The 16,089-nt window shown below is 68.9% G+C and carries 10 protein-coding genes; 2 read left to right on the plus strand and 8 right to left on the minus strand.

The window, feature by feature from the left end; translation table 11 throughout:
- Positions 1–26: 26 nt before the first annotated feature.
- Positions 27–5,171 (minus strand): alpha-2-macroglobulin family protein, encoded by a 5,145-nt coding sequence (locus AOZ53_RS11705; protein WP_231690607.1) that lies wholly within the window; start codon positions 5,169–5,171, stop codon positions 27–29.
- Positions 5,172–5,401: 230 nt separating this feature from the next.
- Positions 5,402–5,716, minus strand: a complete 315-nt coding sequence (clpS, locus tag AOZ53_RS11710; protein ID WP_054430097.1) for an ATP-dependent Clp protease adapter ClpS — start codon at positions 5,714–5,716, stop codon at positions 5,402–5,404.
- 226 nt (positions 5,717–5,942) lie between these two features.
- Here clpS and AOZ53_RS11715 point away from each other — a divergent pair, with 226 nt between their 5' ends.
- Positions 5,943–6,188 carry a cold-shock protein gene (locus AOZ53_RS11715; protein ID WP_006220277.1) on the plus strand — a complete coding sequence of 82 codons (246 nt, stop codon included), beginning with the start codon at positions 5,943–5,945 and terminating at the stop codon, positions 6,186–6,188.
- A 101-nt stretch (positions 6,189–6,289) separates the two neighbouring features.
- The gene (locus AOZ53_RS11720) at positions 6,290–6,808 is read left to right on the plus strand and encodes a DUF192 domain-containing protein (protein WP_156333362.1); all 519 of its coding nucleotides are present in this window, start codon (positions 6,290–6,292) and stop codon (positions 6,806–6,808) included.
- Positions 6,809–6,916: 108 nt separating this feature from the next.
- Here AOZ53_RS11720 and pcaF read toward each other — a convergent pair whose 3' ends face one another.
- The 6 genes from pcaF to AOZ53_RS11750 all read right to left on the minus strand — a co-directional run.
- Positions 6,917–8,122 (minus strand): 3-oxoadipyl-CoA thiolase, encoded by a 1,206-nt coding sequence (pcaF, locus tag AOZ53_RS11725; RefSeq protein WP_006396026.1) that lies wholly within the window; start codon positions 8,120–8,122, stop codon positions 6,917–6,919.
- Positions 8,123–8,259: 137 nt separating this feature from the next.
- Positions 8,260–9,666, minus strand: a complete 1,407-nt coding sequence (locus AOZ53_RS11730; protein ID WP_054430342.1) for a chloride channel protein — start codon at positions 9,664–9,666, stop codon at positions 8,260–8,262.
- Positions 9,667–9,756: 90 nt separating this feature from the next.
- Positions 9,757–11,487, minus strand: coding sequence for a methyl-accepting chemotaxis protein (locus tag AOZ53_RS11735; protein WP_054487878.1), 1,731 nt, complete (start codon positions 11,485–11,487; stop codon positions 9,757–9,759).
- 288 nt (positions 11,488–11,775) lie between these two features.
- A complete protein-coding gene (gene sodB, locus AOZ53_RS11740; protein WP_054430101.1) occupies positions 11,776–12,354 on the minus strand; it encodes a superoxide dismutase [Fe] in 579 nt (192 codons plus the stop codon).
- 130 nt (positions 12,355–12,484) lie between these two features.
- Entirely contained in the window at positions 12,485–15,823 is a 3,339-nt protein-coding gene (locus AOZ53_RS11745) for an ankyrin repeat domain-containing protein (RefSeq protein ID WP_054487880.1), read from the minus strand.
- Between the two features lie 65 nt (positions 15,824–15,888).
- Positions 15,889–16,089, minus strand: a 201-nt coding sequence (locus tag AOZ53_RS11750; protein WP_369816808.1) for an exodeoxyribonuclease VII large subunit, incomplete at its 5' end; no start/stop codon positions are given.

Genomic DNA, 16,089 nt, shown 5'->3' on the forward strand with positions numbered 1-16,089 from the left:
CGCCGCCGGCGGGGTGGCGGCGGTGTTCAAGGACGCTGCTTGGCGCTGCGATCGCGGATTTCGACCGTGCTCCATTGCTCGCCTACGCCACGGATCTCGGGCCGGTACATGTCTTCGGCCACGGTCGACGGCACCGAATAACGGCCCGGCGTCACGACCCGCACCAGGTAGAACACGTCCACCTTGCCGCGGCCCAGCGATACCGCCGCCACATACCGGTCATCGCGGAATTCGCGGTGCTTGATGTTGGGGTCGGCCATCGCGTCGGCCACGCGGCGCCCGCCGATGCTCCAGTCCTGCATTTCGGGGCTTTGCGACAGGTTCAGGTTCTCGACCTCGAAACCGGCCGGCACGCGGTCCACCAGCAGGCCGTCCGGAATGTTCTGGTTGGCGCTGGCCTGGACCCACACCACCAGCATGTCGCCGGTCTGCAGCGTGCCGCCATCCCACGGCTTGCCGTCCGGACGGTACCAGCCGCGCTTGAGCTGGATGACGTCGCTGCGCGGCGCCGGCACCGTGGTCGGGCTGCCCTGGATGTCGTACTCGATGAACAGCGACTGGCTGCCGGTGTTGGTCAGCTGGGTGCCGGCCAGGTCGGCCGCGGTCAGCGACACGGTGCGGTCGGACCTGCCGCCTTCCAGTTCCTTGCGCACGCCATTGACGGTCAGCGCGGCCTGCCACGGGGTCGACTTGTCGCCGCCCGCGGCGCGCGCGGCCATCAGCAGGGCCATCTGTTCCTGGGTCGACAGGTACGAACGGTTGCCCATGCGCGCGGCCAGCTGCGTCATCAGGTTCTCGACGCGGTCATGGCGCAGCTCGTACTGGTTGGCCAGGGCGTAGGCCAGCGCGTAGTCACGCACGGCGCTGCCGTAGTCGCCGAGCCAGTCGTCGTAGTAGCTGTTGGCGCGGCGGGTGATGCCGTATTCGCGCGTCATGGCCAGGTCGAGCGCGCTCTTCATGCGCCCTTCGTCGCCCATCAGCTTGAACGCGGCGGCCAGCTGGATCAGGGGCAGCGGCGAACGCGCGCGGTCCTGGTAGTTGTCGAACAGCTGGCGCACCGTGGACAGCGGCGCCTTCTTGTCGCGCGCCAGCGCCAGGGCGGCGGTGGCCAGGCCGGCGAAGCGGCGATGGTCCTCGCGCAGCACGTTCAGCCCGCTGCTGTCCAGGCGGCCCGACTCGAAGTCGCGCTTCAGGTTGGCCGACCAGGTGCCGAACGAACCGCTGCTCTGCTGCACCTGCTCCAGCAGCCACTGGCGCGAACGGTCCAGCGAGGCCTCGGGGATCGAGAAGCCCTTGTCGCGCGCATCCTGCAGGAAGCCCACGGCGTAGGCCGTCAGCCACACATCGCGCGCCGACGAGCTGCTCCACAGGTTGTAGGAGCCGACCGCATTGCGCATGCCCGACAGGCGGCCGATGGCGCCCGCGACCTTGGCTTCACGCTCGGCCTGGGTGCGCGGCTTGAGGCCGAACTGCTTGGCCGCTTCCTCGTCGATCAGCACCCACGGCAGAGTCGCGCTGATGGTCTGCTCGGTGCAGCCATAAGGGTAGTTGAGCAGGCCTTCGACCACGCGGTTGACGTTGATCGGCGGACGGTTCGAGACCGTCATGCTGATCGTGGTCGAGTCCGGGTAGTACGACGCCACCCACGATGCCTGCGGCGTGTTGGACTCGCCCGGGTTCAGGCGCAGGCGGCGCATCTGGCGCTCGGCCGCGTAGGCCGGCTGCACCTGCAGCACCGATTCACGCACGATGTGGATCGGCTTGGCGCCGCCCTGCCCGTCCACGGTCAGGCGCATCAGGCCCAGGCCGTAGGAACCGGTGGTGCTGGCGGTGAAGCGCAGCGTGGTGCGTTGCTTGTCCTTGAGCGTCACGGTGCGGGTGCCGTCGACGATGCCGACCGGATCCAGCGCTTCCAGCTTGACCGTCACCTTCTGGTCGGAACCGCTGAGGTTGGTCACGTCCAGTGCGATGGCGGCCTGGTCGCCCGGGGTAATGAAGCGCGGCGTGTTCAGCTCGGCCACGATCGGCGCCGCCACCACCATTTCGGTGTCGGTGCTGCCGAAGTTGTCGGCGGTGAACGCGACGGCCATCAGGCGCAGCGTGCCGTTGAAGTCGGGCAGATCCAGCGTGATGTCGGCCTCGCCCTTGTCGTTGAGCTTGACCGGACCCGAGAACAGGTCGACCAGCTTGACCTTCTTGGGCAGGCTCTTGCTGTCGCCGCGCATGGCGGCGTCGCCGCCCCACTTCAGCTTGCCCTTGGTGCCGTCCATCTTCTCGATCAGCTTGCCGTACATGTCCAGCAGTTCGGCCGCGTAGCGGTGCTTGCCGAAGAAGAAGTCGAGCGGGTCGGGCGTGCGGTACTGGTTGATGTTGAGGATGCCGACGTCGACCGCCGACAGCGTCACCATGGCCTGCTTGCCCTGGGCGCCATCGACCTTCACGCGGACCGTGGTCTTGGTCTCGGGCTCGGTCTTGGCGGCGGCCGTCAGCTTGACGTCGAGCTTGCGGTCGGCGCTGGCGATCGGCAGGAAGGTCAGGCCCAGCGCGCGCGCCGGGGTCACGCGGTCGCCTTCGCTGCCGGGACGGAACACCGCCGCGGCCACGTACAGGTCATGGCGCTTCCAGCTCTTGTCGATCGGGATTTCCACTTGCGTGCCGGTCGCCTTCACGGCCACCCAGGTCGACCACAGCATGCGGTCGCCCTCGACGGTGATCAGGGCCTGGCCGTCGTGCGGCGGCGTCAGGGTCAGCTTGACGCTGTCGCCCGGCTTGGCGGGCACGCCTTCCAGCTTCATCTGGACGCGGTCGGGGCGGTTGCCCATGGCGTCGGCGTCCTGGGCGTCCCAGCCCGCATAGAAGCGGTAGCGCAGGGTTTCACCGGTCTCGGGATCGGCGATTTCCAGGCGGTAGCGGCCCCACTTGACCTGCACCGTGAACTGGCTGCGGTCCTGCAGCGCGATCTCGCGCGAGTCGAGCAGTTCCTCGGTTTCGGTGTAGCCGCTGTTCCAGCCGCGCTGGTCGTCGAAGCGCCAGTAGTATTGGCGTTCCTCGCGGTACAGGCGCATCTGGGCCTGCGCCAGCGGCGCGATCTTGCCTTGCGCGTCCACGCGCAGCACCTCGAACGAAGCCGGGGCGCCTTCGCGCGCGACATCGCTGTCGAACTGCGGGCGCACGGCGATCAGCTTGTCGGCGGGCCAGACGCTGCGCTCGATCGAACGCACCACCGGGCGGCCGCCCGATTCCAGCAGGCTGGCCGAGACCCGCACCTTCATCGGCGAATGGGTGCCGTCGGTGCGCGGTTCGACTTCCAGTTGCGCGGCGCCGGTCGAATCCAGCGCGGCTTCCGGCAGTTCCTCGAAATGGCGGCGGGAATCGTCGGCCACGTCGCCGAAGATGAAGCCGGGCCATTGCTGCGGCAGCGCAAAGCGGTCACGCTTGACCTGGAAGCTGGACAGCAGGCGGTTGCCGGCGGCGGGCGCGCCATACAGATAGTCGCCCTGCACGTCGACGGTCAGGGTGTCATTGGGCGACAACACGTCCTGGTCGGAGGTCAGCGCCATCTTCATGCGTTCGGGCAGGAATTCCTCGACCTGGAACTTCCACGAGGCATCGGGCGCGCGCGACGCGGGGTCGACGCGCAATTCCAGCATCCAGGCGCCGGTCTGGGCGTCGGGCGGCAGGTCGATGGCGCGCTCGACATAACCCTGCAGGTCCTTGGCGGGCTGCCACAGGTTGGTCGAGACCACGCGGCCGTCGGGACGCTTGAGCGTGGCGGTCAGCGGCGCGGGCGGCATCACGCGGCCGTCGAGGTCGCGCGGCAACACCGAGACATGGAAGGTTTCACCGGGGCGGTACAGATTGCGGCCGGCGTAGACGAACAGGTTGTTGGGGCGGGAGATATGGCCGCCGGTATCGAATTCGGACAGGTCCAGCGCCGGCTCGGCCAGCGCCAGCACGGTCATTTCCTTGTCGCGCGAGGCGCGGATGACGCGGGCATTGGTGAAGGTGCCATCGAAGCGCACGTGGCCCTGGCCGTCGGCCTGGGCCTTGGCCAGCGTCTTGCCGGCGCCGTCCACCAGTTCGAACAGCGCGCCCGAGATCGCCTGGCCGCTCTTGAGCGACACCGAGTAGGCCTCGATGCGGTCGCTGTAGCGGCGCGCGTGCAGGCCGATGTCGCTGACGTAGAAATAGGTGACCTGGTATTCATAGCGGAAACGGCCGGGCTGACTCATCACCGCGACGTAGAGGCCGGGTTCCTGCAGTTCCTTGATGCCTTCGACCGGCAGGAAGGTGACGTGGCGGCGGTTCGGCTTGTCGTCCGTCACGAAACGGCCCTGGTAGACGCTGGTGGTCAGCGAATTCAAGCGGTCCAGGTCCCAGTTGCTGACCGAGCCCTTCAGGCTGCGGTTGTCGGAATAGCGCCAGCCGTCTTCGTCGTAGCCGCCGGATTCGTCATCGTCCGACGAAGCGGCGTTGCGGCCGATGCCCAGCACCGACTCGAACAGTTCCGGCACGCGCTCGGGCGCGACGCGCAGGAACTGCACGTCGACCTCGGGCATGTTGACGGTCGCCACCGGCAGGCCGCCGTTCTGGCCGGCCGGCAGCACCACGCCGCGGCTGGCGAAATAGAACGAGGGCGGCATGGCGTCGGTCACCACGTCGCAGTGCGAGCCGCTGGCCAGGGCGACCTTGTCGCCGGCGCCGGGCAGGCCCGCGCGCACCGAGACCGAATACGAGCGCTGCGGCTGCACGTAGGGGAAATACACCATGCGCGGGTTGGAGCCGACCACCCAGTTGCCCTGGACGATCTTGCCCTTGGGCGCGGCGTCGCCCGGCTGGACCGAAGCCGGTTGCATGCCGTTGGCGCTGCGCTCGGTGTCCTGGTCCGCCTTGCCCGACGGGGCGCCGGTGTCGGTGACCTGCAGGAACTTGCTCAGGTCGGCCTTGGCTTCGACCGGCTGCGTGAAGGTGACCGCCAGCGACAGCGAGTCGTTGTACTGGCGCGGTTGGCAATTGAGGACCGCGAACGGATCGGCGCTGCCGACCGTGGCCGTCGCCGGCAAGGCCTCGGGCTTGGCGCCGCCGGCCGCCGTGGCGGGCGCCGACGTGGTTGCCGCCGGCGTGGCCGTCTGCGGCGTCGCGGGCGCGGACGGTTGACCGCCCTTGCCCATCCACCAGCCCACGCCGATGGCGCCGGCCACCACGATCGCGCCGGCTACCGCCAGCCAGGTCTTGCTGTTCTTTCCACTCACGGCAAACCTCCCCGCCTACTCGAATGCGATGCTCCTTTGCGGCGGAGCTGCCGACCTGATATTGCCGCGCGCTTCTCGGTGCGCGGTTCCTGCTTTGCAACCCTGTACAGCAGAACGCCGCCTGTTCCGGCGGCGCTGTTCTTGCGAGTTCAGACCGGTTCCATCACGCACTGCAACGGGTGCTGGCGCGCCCGCGCATACTGGGCCACCTGGGCAATCCGGGTGGCGGCCAGGTCGCGCGGATAGACGCCGCAGACGCCGCGCCCTTCGTGATGCACCTGCAGCATGATGCGCGTGGCTTCTTCGTGATTCTTGTTGAAGAACTTTTGCAGCACCTTCACGACAAACTCCATCGGGGTGTAGTCGTCATTCAGCAACAGGACCTGGTACATCGGAGGCGGCGCGACGCGGGCCGGCGCCTTCTCGACGGCCAAATCTTGTTGGGTATCCAAGGTAGAACTCATAGGGCGGCTATTCTATTTAATCAGGGGACGGCTTGCATGTAACTTACGCAAAATTACACGTAGAAATGCGTAGTTTCCATACTTGACTCCGCAAAGAAAAGCGGCGCATTATCCACGCATTCTGGGGTTTTCAATTCATCGAAAACCTGCCAGGAGGCCGGAGGGGGGACAGGGGTCTAGGCCGCGATGCCCTTCTGTCAACATACGATTCAATGAGGCAGTCCGCATGTCTGATACGACCGCAACCGCCGTCCAAGGGGACAATCCCAAATCGACGGGTACCGTCAAATGGTTCAACGATGCAAAGGGTTTCGGCTTCATTACGCCCGACGACGGCGGTGAAGATCTGTTCGCCCACTTCTCGTCCATCCAGATGAATGGTTTTAAAACCCTGAAAGAAGGCCAGAAAGTGGCTTTCGAGATTATCCAGGGGCCCAAAGGCAAACAGGCGCTCAATATCACCGCTGCCTGAGTTACTCTTTAAAGCGCAACGGTAAGGTTGCGCCATTATCAGGCGGGGCTTTCGGGCCCCGCCTTGTTATTTTCTTATTACTGCGATTACCGCGTCTGGTTATGCTGAAGAATGCTGCTGTGTTTCATGTTGGTCGTGCGTTGCTCAAAACAGCGTTCATTAAATCGGCGATGCGCGGGACGATAGCGGCGCTGCTCGGCGCCGCCACGCTGGCGCTGCCCGCGACGGCGGGCGCCCAGACGCCGACCGGCCCGCAACCGACGCTGCCCATCGCGCAACTGGCCGCCGGCATCCATATTATCCGCGCAGAAGTCGCCAATACGGAAGCCAGCCGCCGCGACGGCCTCATGTTCCGCAAGGAACTGGCCGGCAACGACGGCATGCTGTTCGTCTTCGAGCAGCCCGACGTGCAGTGCTTCTGGATGCGCAACACCCTTTTGCCGCTGTCGATCGCTTTTATCGCCGACGACGGCACGATCGTCAACATCGAGGACATGGCGCCCCAGACCGACGACACCCATTGCTCCAAGAAACCGGTGCGCTACGCGCTGGAAATGGCGCAGGGCTGGTACGACAGCCACGGCATGAAGGCCGGCAGGAAGATCGACGGACTGCCCTGAGCCAGCCCGCCTTCTCACGCAACAAGGGAGCCCGCGGGCTCCCTTGTCGTTTGGCCGCGCCGCCACGGCGGCCGGCCCGGCCCCGGACGAGCGGGGCCGTCGCGAAAATCAGACGCGCTCGATGATCAGGGCGATGCCCTGGCCCACGCCGATGCACATCGTGCACAGCGCGTAGCGGCCGCCGGTGCGGTGCAGCTGGTTGATCGCGGTGGTGGCCAGGCGCGCGCCGCTGGCGCCCAGCGGGTGGCCCAGGGCAATGGCGCCGCCGTTGGGATTGACGCGCGGGTCGTTGTCGGCGATGCCCAGCTGGCGCAGCACGGCCAGGCCCTGGGCGGCGAACGCTTCGTTCAGCTCGATCACGTCCATCTGGTCCAGCGTCAGGCCGGTCTGGGCCAGCACCTTGCGGGTGGCGGGCGCCGGGCCGATGCCCATGATGCGCGGCGCGACGCCGGCGGTGGCCATGCCGACCACGCGGGCGCGCGGCGTCAGGCCGTGGCGCGCGGCGCCCTTCTCGTCGGCCAGCAGCAGCGCGGCGGCGCCGTCGTTCACGCCCGAGGCGTTGCCGGCGGTCACGGTGCCGCCTTCGCGGACCACGCCCTTGAGCTTGGCCAGCGCCTCGAGGCTGGTTTCACGCGGGTGTTCGTCCTTGGACACGACGAGCGGATCGCCCTTCTTCTGCGCGATCGAGACCGGCACGATCTCGGCGTCGAAGAAGCCTTCCTTCTGGGCGCGGGCCGTCTTCTGCTGGCTGGCCAGCGCGAACAGGTCCTGGTCTTCGCGGTTGATCTTGAAATCGTCGGCGACGTTCTCGGCGGTTTCCGGCATCGAGTCGACGCCGTACTGGGCCTTCATCAGCTTGTTGATGAAGCGCCAGCCGATGGTGGTGTCATAGATCGCGGCGTTGCGCGAGAAGGCGCTGTCGGCCTTGCCCATGACGAACGGCGCGCGGCTCATGCTTTCGACGCCGCCGGCCAGCATCAGACCGGCTTCGCCGGCGCGGATGGCGCGCGCGGCGCTGCCGATGGCATCCAGGCCCGAACCGCACAGGCGGTTGACCGTGGCGCCGGGCACTTCGACCGGCAGGCCGGCCAGCAGCGTGGCCATGCGGGCGACGTTGCGGTTGTCTTCGCCGGCCTGGTTGGCGCAGCCCAGGATGGCATCGTCGATTTCTTCCCAGCGCACGCCAGGATTGCGCGCCACCAGCGCCTTGATGGCTACGGCCGCGAGGTCGTCGGGGCGCACCGAAGCCAGTGCGCCGCCGTAGCGGCCGAAGGGGGTGCGAATCGCGTCACAAATATAGGCATGCACGGTCATGAGATGCTCGGATTGAAGTGGAGGAATCGGATGCGCACGATCTTAACGCAGCGGTTTCGCGCCAAGTTGGTGCATCCCGCGGATGTCCGCACAACGGACGGTGTCCAGCAGCTGTTCACTCACCGTACGGCCCGCGCTCACGGCGCGGGTGTGCCGGCACGGGCGGCGCGGCCCGCGTCGACGATGGCCTGGCGCCGGAAACGGCCGGCGGCGAGGTGATAGAACGGCTGCGGGCAGAACTGGCGCGACACGCCCGAAGCCAGCAGCGAGCCGACCAGCAGCCAGAACAGCATCGGTTGGCTGCCCGTCATTTCCATGACCACCACGCTGGCCGTCAACGGCGCCTGGGTGGCTGCGGCCAGGAAGGCGGCCATCGACACCAGCACCAGCACGCGCTGGTCCACGCCCTCGCCCGCCAGCTGCCAGATGTGATGGCCGATGCCGGCGCCGGTGGTCAGCGCCGGCGTGAAGATGCCGCCGGGAATGCCGGCCCAGTACGAGGCCACGGTGGCGGCCAGCTTGGCCAGGCCGAAGCCGGCGGGCAAGGCGTGCTGCGTCTCGCCCGACAGCAAGTCGGCGGCCGCGCCGTAGCCCGTGCCGTAGACGCTGCCGGCCGTGGCCAGGCCGATCAGCGCCAGCGCCACGCCCATGGCGAAGGCGGTCCAGATGGGATGGGCGCGGATCCAGGCGCGCCAGGACGCGGGCGCCATGCCCGCCGCCCCCTTGCCCAGCAGGCGCGCGAAGATGCCGCCCAGCGCGCCGTTGAGCGCGGCGCAGATCAGCACCCACCACAGCATGCCGTGCGTCAGCACCGCGCCGCCAAAGGTGCCGAAATAGGGGTTGTTGCCCTGCACCGCCACCACCAGGAAACCCGCCGCCAGTACGCCGATCAGCACCAGCCGCTGCCAGCGCAGCACCGTGCCGCGGCCCAGCTCCTCGATGGCGAAGATGACGCCCGCCAGCGGCGCATTGAAGGCCGCGGCCAGGCCGCCGGCGGCGCCCGCCGCGATCAGTTCGTTGGCATGGAAGCCGCGCAGCTGCAGGCCGCGGCGTTTCCAGAAATCGCCCCAGGCCAGCATCACGGCGGCGCCGACCTGCACCGACGGCCCTTCGCGGCCGATCGAGGCGCCGGCCAGCATGCCGAAGAACGCCAGGGGAATCTTCCATAACGCCTGCGCCAGCGACACCAGGCTGCGCTGGCTCGCGCCGGGCGGCAGCGACAGCGCGCCGATGACCTGCGGGATGCCGCTGCCGGCGGCGTTGGGCGCGAACCGCAGCGTGGCCCAGCGCAGGATGGCCAATGCGCACGGCAGCACCAGCAGCGCCAGCCAGCCGGCGTGCCCGACCCATTCGCGATTCCATTCCAGCGCGCGGTCGGCCAGATAGGCAAAGCCCAGCGACACCAGCGCGACCAGCGCCGCGCCGCCTAGCAACAGCGCCATCTGCAGGCTCTTGCGCGACAGGCGGTTGGTTTGCCGCAGCTTGCGGCGCAGGAAGTGGCGGGAACCGGTGGCGATGCGGCGCAGCGGAGTGGGCAGGAACATGAGCGGGGCCAAGCGGCAAAGGGCGGCGAAACCAGAAGTGGCTCAACCTTACCATTGCCGCCTGACTGCCAGCCCACAACGGCGCGCCATTCAGAACGACGACCAGTCGTCCTCGTCCGCGCCGTGCTTGATGAGGGCCGGACGCGCCACCACCGGTTCCTGGCGCGCCGCCACCGCCGCCGGATGCGGCGTGGCCCGGCCGGCCTGGATCAGCCGGGCCTGCGGCTCGGCGCCCATCGCCACCACGCCGGCATCGACCTTGAAGCGCCGCACCTGCTGCGACAGGCGACCGGCCTGGTCCTGCATGCTGCCGGCCGCGGCGGCGGCCTGCTCCACCAGCGCGGCATTCTGCTGGGTCACCGTATCCATCTGCGCCACGGCCTGGTTGACCTGGCCGATGCCGGTGGATTGCTCGGCCGAAGCGCTGGCGATTTCGTGCACCAGGATCGCGGCCTGGCGCACGCTTTCCACGACCTCGCGCATGGTGTTGCCGGCCTCGTCGGCCTGACGCGTGCCGCCCTCGACGCGATGCACGGACTCGTCGATCAGGGCCTTGATTTCCTTGGCGGCGACGGCCGAGCGCTGCGCCAGGGTGCGGACCTCGCCCGCCACCACGGCAAAGCCGCGGCCCTGCTCGCCGGCGCGCGCGGCCTCGACCGCGGCGTTCAAGGCCAGGATGTTGGTCTGGAACGCGATACCGTCGATCACGCTGGTGATATCGGCGATGCGGCGCGAACTCTCGGAGATCTCGCTCATGGTCCGCACCACGACATCGACCACTTCGCCGCCGCGCGACGCCACGGCCGAAGCCTGGGTGACGAGCTTTTCGGCCTCGCCGGCATTGCTGGCGTTCTGCTGTACGGTGCTCGTCAGCTGCTCCATCGAGGCGGCGGTCTCCTCCAGGGAAGCGGCCTGTTCCTCGGTGCGCTGCGACAGGTCGGCGTTGCCCTGCGCGATCTGCGCCGACGCCGTGGCGATATTCTCGCAACCGTCGCGCACGTCGCGCACGATGCGCGACAGGTTCTCGTTCATGGCCTTGAGCGCGGCCATCAGGTCGCCGGTTTCATCACGAGAGGTGACCTGGATGTTGCCGCTGAGGTCGCCATTGGCCACGCGCCGCGCCGCCGCCACCGCCTGACCCAGCGGCCGCACGATGCCGCGCGTCACCAGCCAGCCCAGCAGCAGGCCAAGCACCACGCCGGCCACCGACAGCACGATCAGAATCAGGCGCGTGCTCGAGTACAGCTCGGAGACTTCCTGCACGGCCCGCTCGGCGGCCTGTTCCTTGGCCGCGGCCAGTTCGCGCATGAGCTTCTCCGCCTTGTCCGACGCCGCCGCCGCGCGCTTGGTGAGCGCCGCGGCCTCGGGATCGACCTGCGCCAACGGGTACTTCTGCGCATCCTCCAGGAATTCGATGGACTCGTGCTTCCAGACCTCTTCGGCTTCCGTGAATTGCGCCAGCAGCCGCTTGCCGTTCTCGAGGATGAAGGTGTCGGCGGCCTTGGCGCGCATGCGCTCGAGCTTCTCGAGCGACTGGTCGAACTGCTTGCGCAGCGTCTGGCGCTCTTCTTCAGTGGATGCCGCTAGATAGCTTTTGCGGGCGCGGCCCGCTGCAATCAGGCTGATATTGGCTTCCTTGATGTCCGAGAGTCCGCGAAATTCGGTATCGAAGATGCGGTCGTTCATGTCGTTGATGCGGGACAGGCCCCACACCCCGAACGCGCCGATGATGCCTCCCAGCAGCGCCACCATCAGGAAGGCCCCCGACAGGCGCCCGCCGATGCGCGCGCCAATATTCAACCCCGAAAAAAACCGCAACATGCTTCCCTTCCCGTCAAACACCACGGTGTTTTATGGCGGGCATGCCGCGATCGTTGGCCCCATGGCTCAGCCGCAGACTGCCATCAACGATAGCGGCAGCTTTCCTCCCGGGTACCCAGGAAGAGAGGGAGATTCATTCTCATTTTCTACAAAATGGATTCGACAATATACAAAATTTTGGACTGCAATCCAGGATGTCAGTCGGGTTTTGCAAAGCGCCAAAACAAAAAGGCCCCTCGCGATGCGAGGGGCCCAGGCCTAGCGGTGCGCGCCGGGCGCGCAGCGGAATCAGGCGAAATTCTTGGCAGCGAAGTCCCAGTTCACCAGGGCCCAGAAGTTTTCCAGGTACTTGGGACGGGCATTGCGATAGTCGATGTAGTACGCGTGTTCCCAGACATCACAGGTGAGCAGCGGCTTGTCGGCCGTGGTCAGCGGGGTGGCGGCGTTGCTGGTGTTGACGATGTCGACGGAGCCGTCGGCCTTCTTGACCAGCCAGGTCCAGCCCGAACCGAAGTTGCCGGCGGCCGACTTGTTGAAGGCTTCCTTGAAGGCGTCGAAGCTGCCCCACTTGGCGTTGATGGCGTCGGCCAGCTTGCCCGTCGGCGCGCCACCGGCCTTGGGAGCCAGGCTGTTCCAGTAGAAGGTGTGGTTCCAGATCTGCGCGGCGTTGTTGAAGATGCCGCCCGAGGACTTCTTGACGATGTCTTCCAGCGACAGGGTCTCGAACTCGGTGCCCGGGATCAGGTTGTTCAGGTTCGTGACGTAGGTCTGGTGGTGCTTGCCGTAGTGGAACTCCAGCGTCTCTTTCGAGATGTGCGGAGCCAGCGCGTCCAGTTCGTAAGGCAGGGGGGGAAGAGTATGTGCCATGTGTCGGTTCCTTCTGTTGAGTGCACGATCAAGCCGTTCAATTGTATCGGCAACTCTGCGAGGATACCGCGTTAACCCCGCGGCGGCGCGGGGTTAACAAGCATGTGTTTATGCCTTGCGCGCGTAAACGCTACTCTTTCTCATAGCGCAGTTCGCGCCCGCCTTGCGCGGCCACCAGCGCGCCGTCTTCGCGCAACGCCAATGTCATGTGCAACGGTGTGCGACTGGCCGATTCCGGCAGTTCCAGATCGATGCGCAACGCGCGCGACGAGATATCGGACTTGCTCACATCCACGCTGTGCCAGCGCGCGCCGGCAGGCAGCGGCACGAACACCGCCAGCGCCTTGAGCTCGCCCGGCGCGATCGGCGCGCTGACGCCATCGGCGCCTTCCGACTGCTTCGGCGTGCCGGCGTAATCGGCGCTGGTCGACGACATCGCCACATCGACCTTGACCGGCCGGCCCTCGTAGTACACGCGCACCGTGAGGTCTTCGCCCTGGGCCGGCCGCGTGTCCGCGCCGACCTTCGCGATCGCCGAGAACGGCTGGGTCGGCGGCGTGTCCAGGCGCACCTGCCTGCCCTCCAGACGCCAGGTGCCGCTGGCCTCGATGTCCGTCGCGCCGTAGCTCATCAGGTAATCGAAACGGCCATCGGGCGACAGCAGCAACTCGCTGCCGACTTCGCGCATGCCGCGCAGGTAGTAGTGGCCGGCGACGCGCGCGGCGGCCTTGCCGGGGGCCTTGGCGGCGCCGGACCCGGCCGGGCAGGTCTGCTTGAGCGGCGCGCCGGCCGCCTGCAGCGCGGCGGCGAAGTCGGGCGCGGCCTGGCATGCCAGCGTCTGGCTGAAGGACTGGCCCGAGGGCGCCGCCGCGCCATCGAAGCGCGCGTGGCGCCGCGCCAGCAGCGCCAGCATGTCCGGCTGGCCGCTGGCCAGCGCCGTCCAGGCCGGACTGCGGCCTTGCGCATCGGCCGCATCCGGGCTGGCGCCCGCCGCCAGCAGGGCGTCGGCCAGATCGGCGCGGCCCAGCTCGATGGCGGCCACCAGCGGCGTGGCGCCGCTCTCGGCCGGGCGCGCGTCCAGGTCGGCGCCCATGGCCTTCAGGCGCGTGAGCACATCGATCACCGTGTCGCGGCGCGCGATCGCCAACTGGCGGTCGCGCAACAGCGCCGACAACAGCCGCTGCGGCAAGGCCCCGTCCTTGCCGGCGCACTCGGCGCGCGCGCCGGCGTAGCCCGCCGCCTGCAATTGCGCGAAGTACCCGGGCCGGTCGAGCAGCGCGTATTCCGCGCCCGACGGCAGGCAGGCATCGGCCAGCGGCTGTTTGGCGCCCTGCTCCACGCGCTTGACCAGCGCCATGTCGCCGGAGGCCAGCGCCGCGTTCAGCAAGGCATGGCTGGCCGGCGCGCGCGGCAGGCGCGGATCGTCGAGCCGCGCGCCCGCGCCCAGCAGGCGGTCGAGCATGGCGCTGTCGCCGCCGCCGATGGCCCAATACAGGGCGCTGCGGCCGTCGGGCGCGAGGCCGAGCGGATCGGCGCCCTTGGCCAGCAGCGCATCGACCATGGCCGCCTGGCCCGAGGTCACCGCCACCAGCAAGGGCGGCACGCCCTTGTTGTCATAAGGGTCGTCCGACGCCGCCGCCGTGGCCGGCGGATTGACCGCCACGCCGGCGTCGATCAGGTATCTGGCCATCTCCGCATCGCGGTTCTCCAGCGCCTGGCGGATGGCGCCGGCATCGAGCGTCTTCAGGTCGAGGCCGGCGTCGACCAGGTTGCGCAACATGGCCGCGCCCTGCTTGCCCGGCTGGCGCAGCGCCTGCGCCAGCGGCGACCGCGCGGGGTCGGCCAGCAAGGCCTGCAAGGCGGCCGGCGGCGTGGCCGCCAGCAGGTCGTGCAGCAGCGCCGCGTCGTCCGCCTCGATCGCGCGTTGCAGCGCGGACTTGCGGTCGTAGCCTTCGCGCACCAGCGCGGGGTTGGCGCCCGCGGCCAGCAGAACGCGCACGGCATCCGCCTGGCGCGCGCCGACCGCGTCCGCCAGCGGCGTGTCGCCATTCTGTTCGGCGCCGTCGCCATCGACCGCCGCGCCCAGCGCCAGCAGGCGCCGCAGCACGGCGACGTCGCCCTTGCGGGCCGCCAGGTTCATGATGGGGCGCTCGTCGGCCTCCATCCTCAGGAAGACCGCCGCGTCGCCGGTCTGCGGTCCGCGCTGGTTGAACGGCATGCCGGCGCGCAGCAGCGGCACGGCGATGTCGCCGTGCCCCGCCGCCACGGCCGCCTGCGCCGCGTCCAGCCACAGGTCGCGGTCGCCGCTGGCGCCATAGCCCGTCTCCGGCGTCGTGCGCGGCCCCAGTTCGGCCAGCGCCGTGACCGCGCCGGCGTTGCCGGTGTAGGCGGCCAGCGCCAGCGGACTGACGCCCTCGCCATAGGCGGGCCGGGTGCCGGTGGCGGCCAGCGCCCGCACCACCTCGGCGCCTTCGGTCAGTTCGACCAGCGGCCCCCACGCCAGGTAGTCCGCGGCGTGGCGCGGTTGGCCCTGCGCGTCCTTGAAGGCCTGGCGCGTGGCGTCGTCGGCGTGCTCGTCGATATAGGCGAAGGGGCGCGCGGCGCCGGCCTTGAGCAGCGCCAGCACCATGCGCGTGGTCTGCGGCCGGTCGACCAGCCGCGGCAGATACGTCATGCGCACCGCGAATTCGAAATCGCGATTGAGCAGGAATTCGAGCGGGGTCTTGTTCTCGTCGCCGCGCTGGTCGGGCCGGGCGCCGGCGGCCAGCAGCATGTCCAGGATCTCGGGCGTGCCGTACAGCAGGGCCAGTTGCAGCGACGGACGGCGCGATTCGTAGGTGATGTCGTCGAGCGCCGGCCGGGTCGCCAGCAGCGCCGCCAGCATGCGGGTGCGGGCCGGCAGCGCGGCCTGATAGGCCTGGCGCAGGCGCGCCGCCTCGTCCGCCGGCATGTCCCAATACACGTGCTTGCCACGCTCGCCCGCCGGCCTCAGCAGCGCGTGCAGCAGCGGCACGCCTTCCAGCGCGTAGTCGCCCGGCTGCTTCACTTTGGCCAGCGCGGCGGTGAAGGCCGCCTCGTCGCCGGCGGCGGCGGCGCTGAACAAGGCGCGGGTCTCGGCGGTCTCGGCCGCCTGGTATTCGCGGTAGGGCGATACGCAGTCGCAATCGGACCGCGGCTTGGGTGGCGGCGCGGCCGGGGGCGGTGGCGCCACGGACGGCGGCGCGGCGGGCGGCGGCGGCGGATCGATCTGGAATTCGGCCGGGGCCGGGGCGGGAGCGGGAGTGGATGCGGGCGCCGCGGCCGGCGCGCGGCCGCGCGCATCGGCCTCGGCCTTGTTGCGCGCCTTGATGGCGCCGCTATCGGCCCGCGCCGGCGGCGTCGCGGCCAGCGTCACGGCGGCCAACAGCGCCGCCAGCAAAGCGGCCTGGCGCATGCGGCGCGCAGGCTTGCGTGGTTCGTTCAACCGCATCGTGTCATCCCTGCCGGCCGGCCCGAGGGGGCCATGTTGTCCCACTATCGCCTGTGCGCGGCGCTTCAGAGATCGCGCGTCTCGCGCACCTGCGTGACCTCGACCCGGGCGCCGCCCTGGGCGAAGCTCAGGTCCAGGCCCTGCCCCGCCGCCAGATGGGCGGCATCGCGCACGATGCGGCCGTCGGCGTCCCGGGCGATAGCATACCCGCGCGCCAGCGTGTTGCCGGGATCGAGCGCGCGCAGTTGCGCGCCGGCCGCGGCCGG

The sequence above is a fragment of the Achromobacter sp. 2789STDY5608621 genome (assembly GCF_001299375.1).
In the GTDB taxonomy this organism is placed as follows: Bacteria; Pseudomonadota; Gammaproteobacteria; order Burkholderiales; family Burkholderiaceae_B; genus Achromobacter; species Achromobacter insuavis.

What these genes read in the sequence shown, in the direction of transcription:
- pcaF (WP_006396026.1), bottom strand. Translation starts at nt 8,122, where the DNA reads ATGACCGTGCATGCCTATATTTGTGACGCGATTCGCACCCCCTTCGGC.
- sodB (WP_054430101.1), bottom strand. Translation starts at nt 12,354, where the DNA reads ATGGCACATACTCTTCCCCCCCTGCCTTACGAACTGGACGCGCTGGCT.
- AOZ53_RS11730 (WP_054430342.1), bottom strand. Translation starts at nt 9,666, where the DNA reads ATGTTCCTGCCCACTCCGCTGCGCCGCATCGCCACCGGTTCCCGCCAC.
- AOZ53_RS11735 (WP_054487878.1), bottom strand. Translation starts at nt 11,487, where the DNA reads ATGTTGCGGTTTTTTTCGGGGTTGAATATTGGCGCGCGCATCGGCGGG.
- AOZ53_RS11705 (WP_231690607.1), bottom strand. Translation starts at nt 5,171, where the DNA reads ATGGGCAAGGGCGGTCAACCGTCCGCGCCCGCGACGCCGCAGACGGCC.
- AOZ53_RS11720 (WP_156333362.1), top strand. Translation starts at nt 6,290, where the DNA reads ATGCTGAAGAATGCTGCTGTGTTTCATGTTGGTCGTGCGTTGCTCAAA.
- clpS (WP_054430097.1), bottom strand. Translation starts at nt 5,716, where the DNA reads ATGAGTTCTACCTTGGATACCCAACAAGATTTGGCCGTCGAGAAGGCG.
- AOZ53_RS11715 (WP_006220277.1), top strand. Translation starts at nt 5,943, where the DNA reads ATGTCTGATACGACCGCAACCGCCGTCCAAGGGGACAATCCCAAATCG.
- AOZ53_RS11745 (WP_054487880.1), bottom strand. Translation starts at nt 15,823, where the DNA reads ATGCGGTTGAACGAACCACGCAAGCCTGCGCGCCGCATGCGCCAGGCC.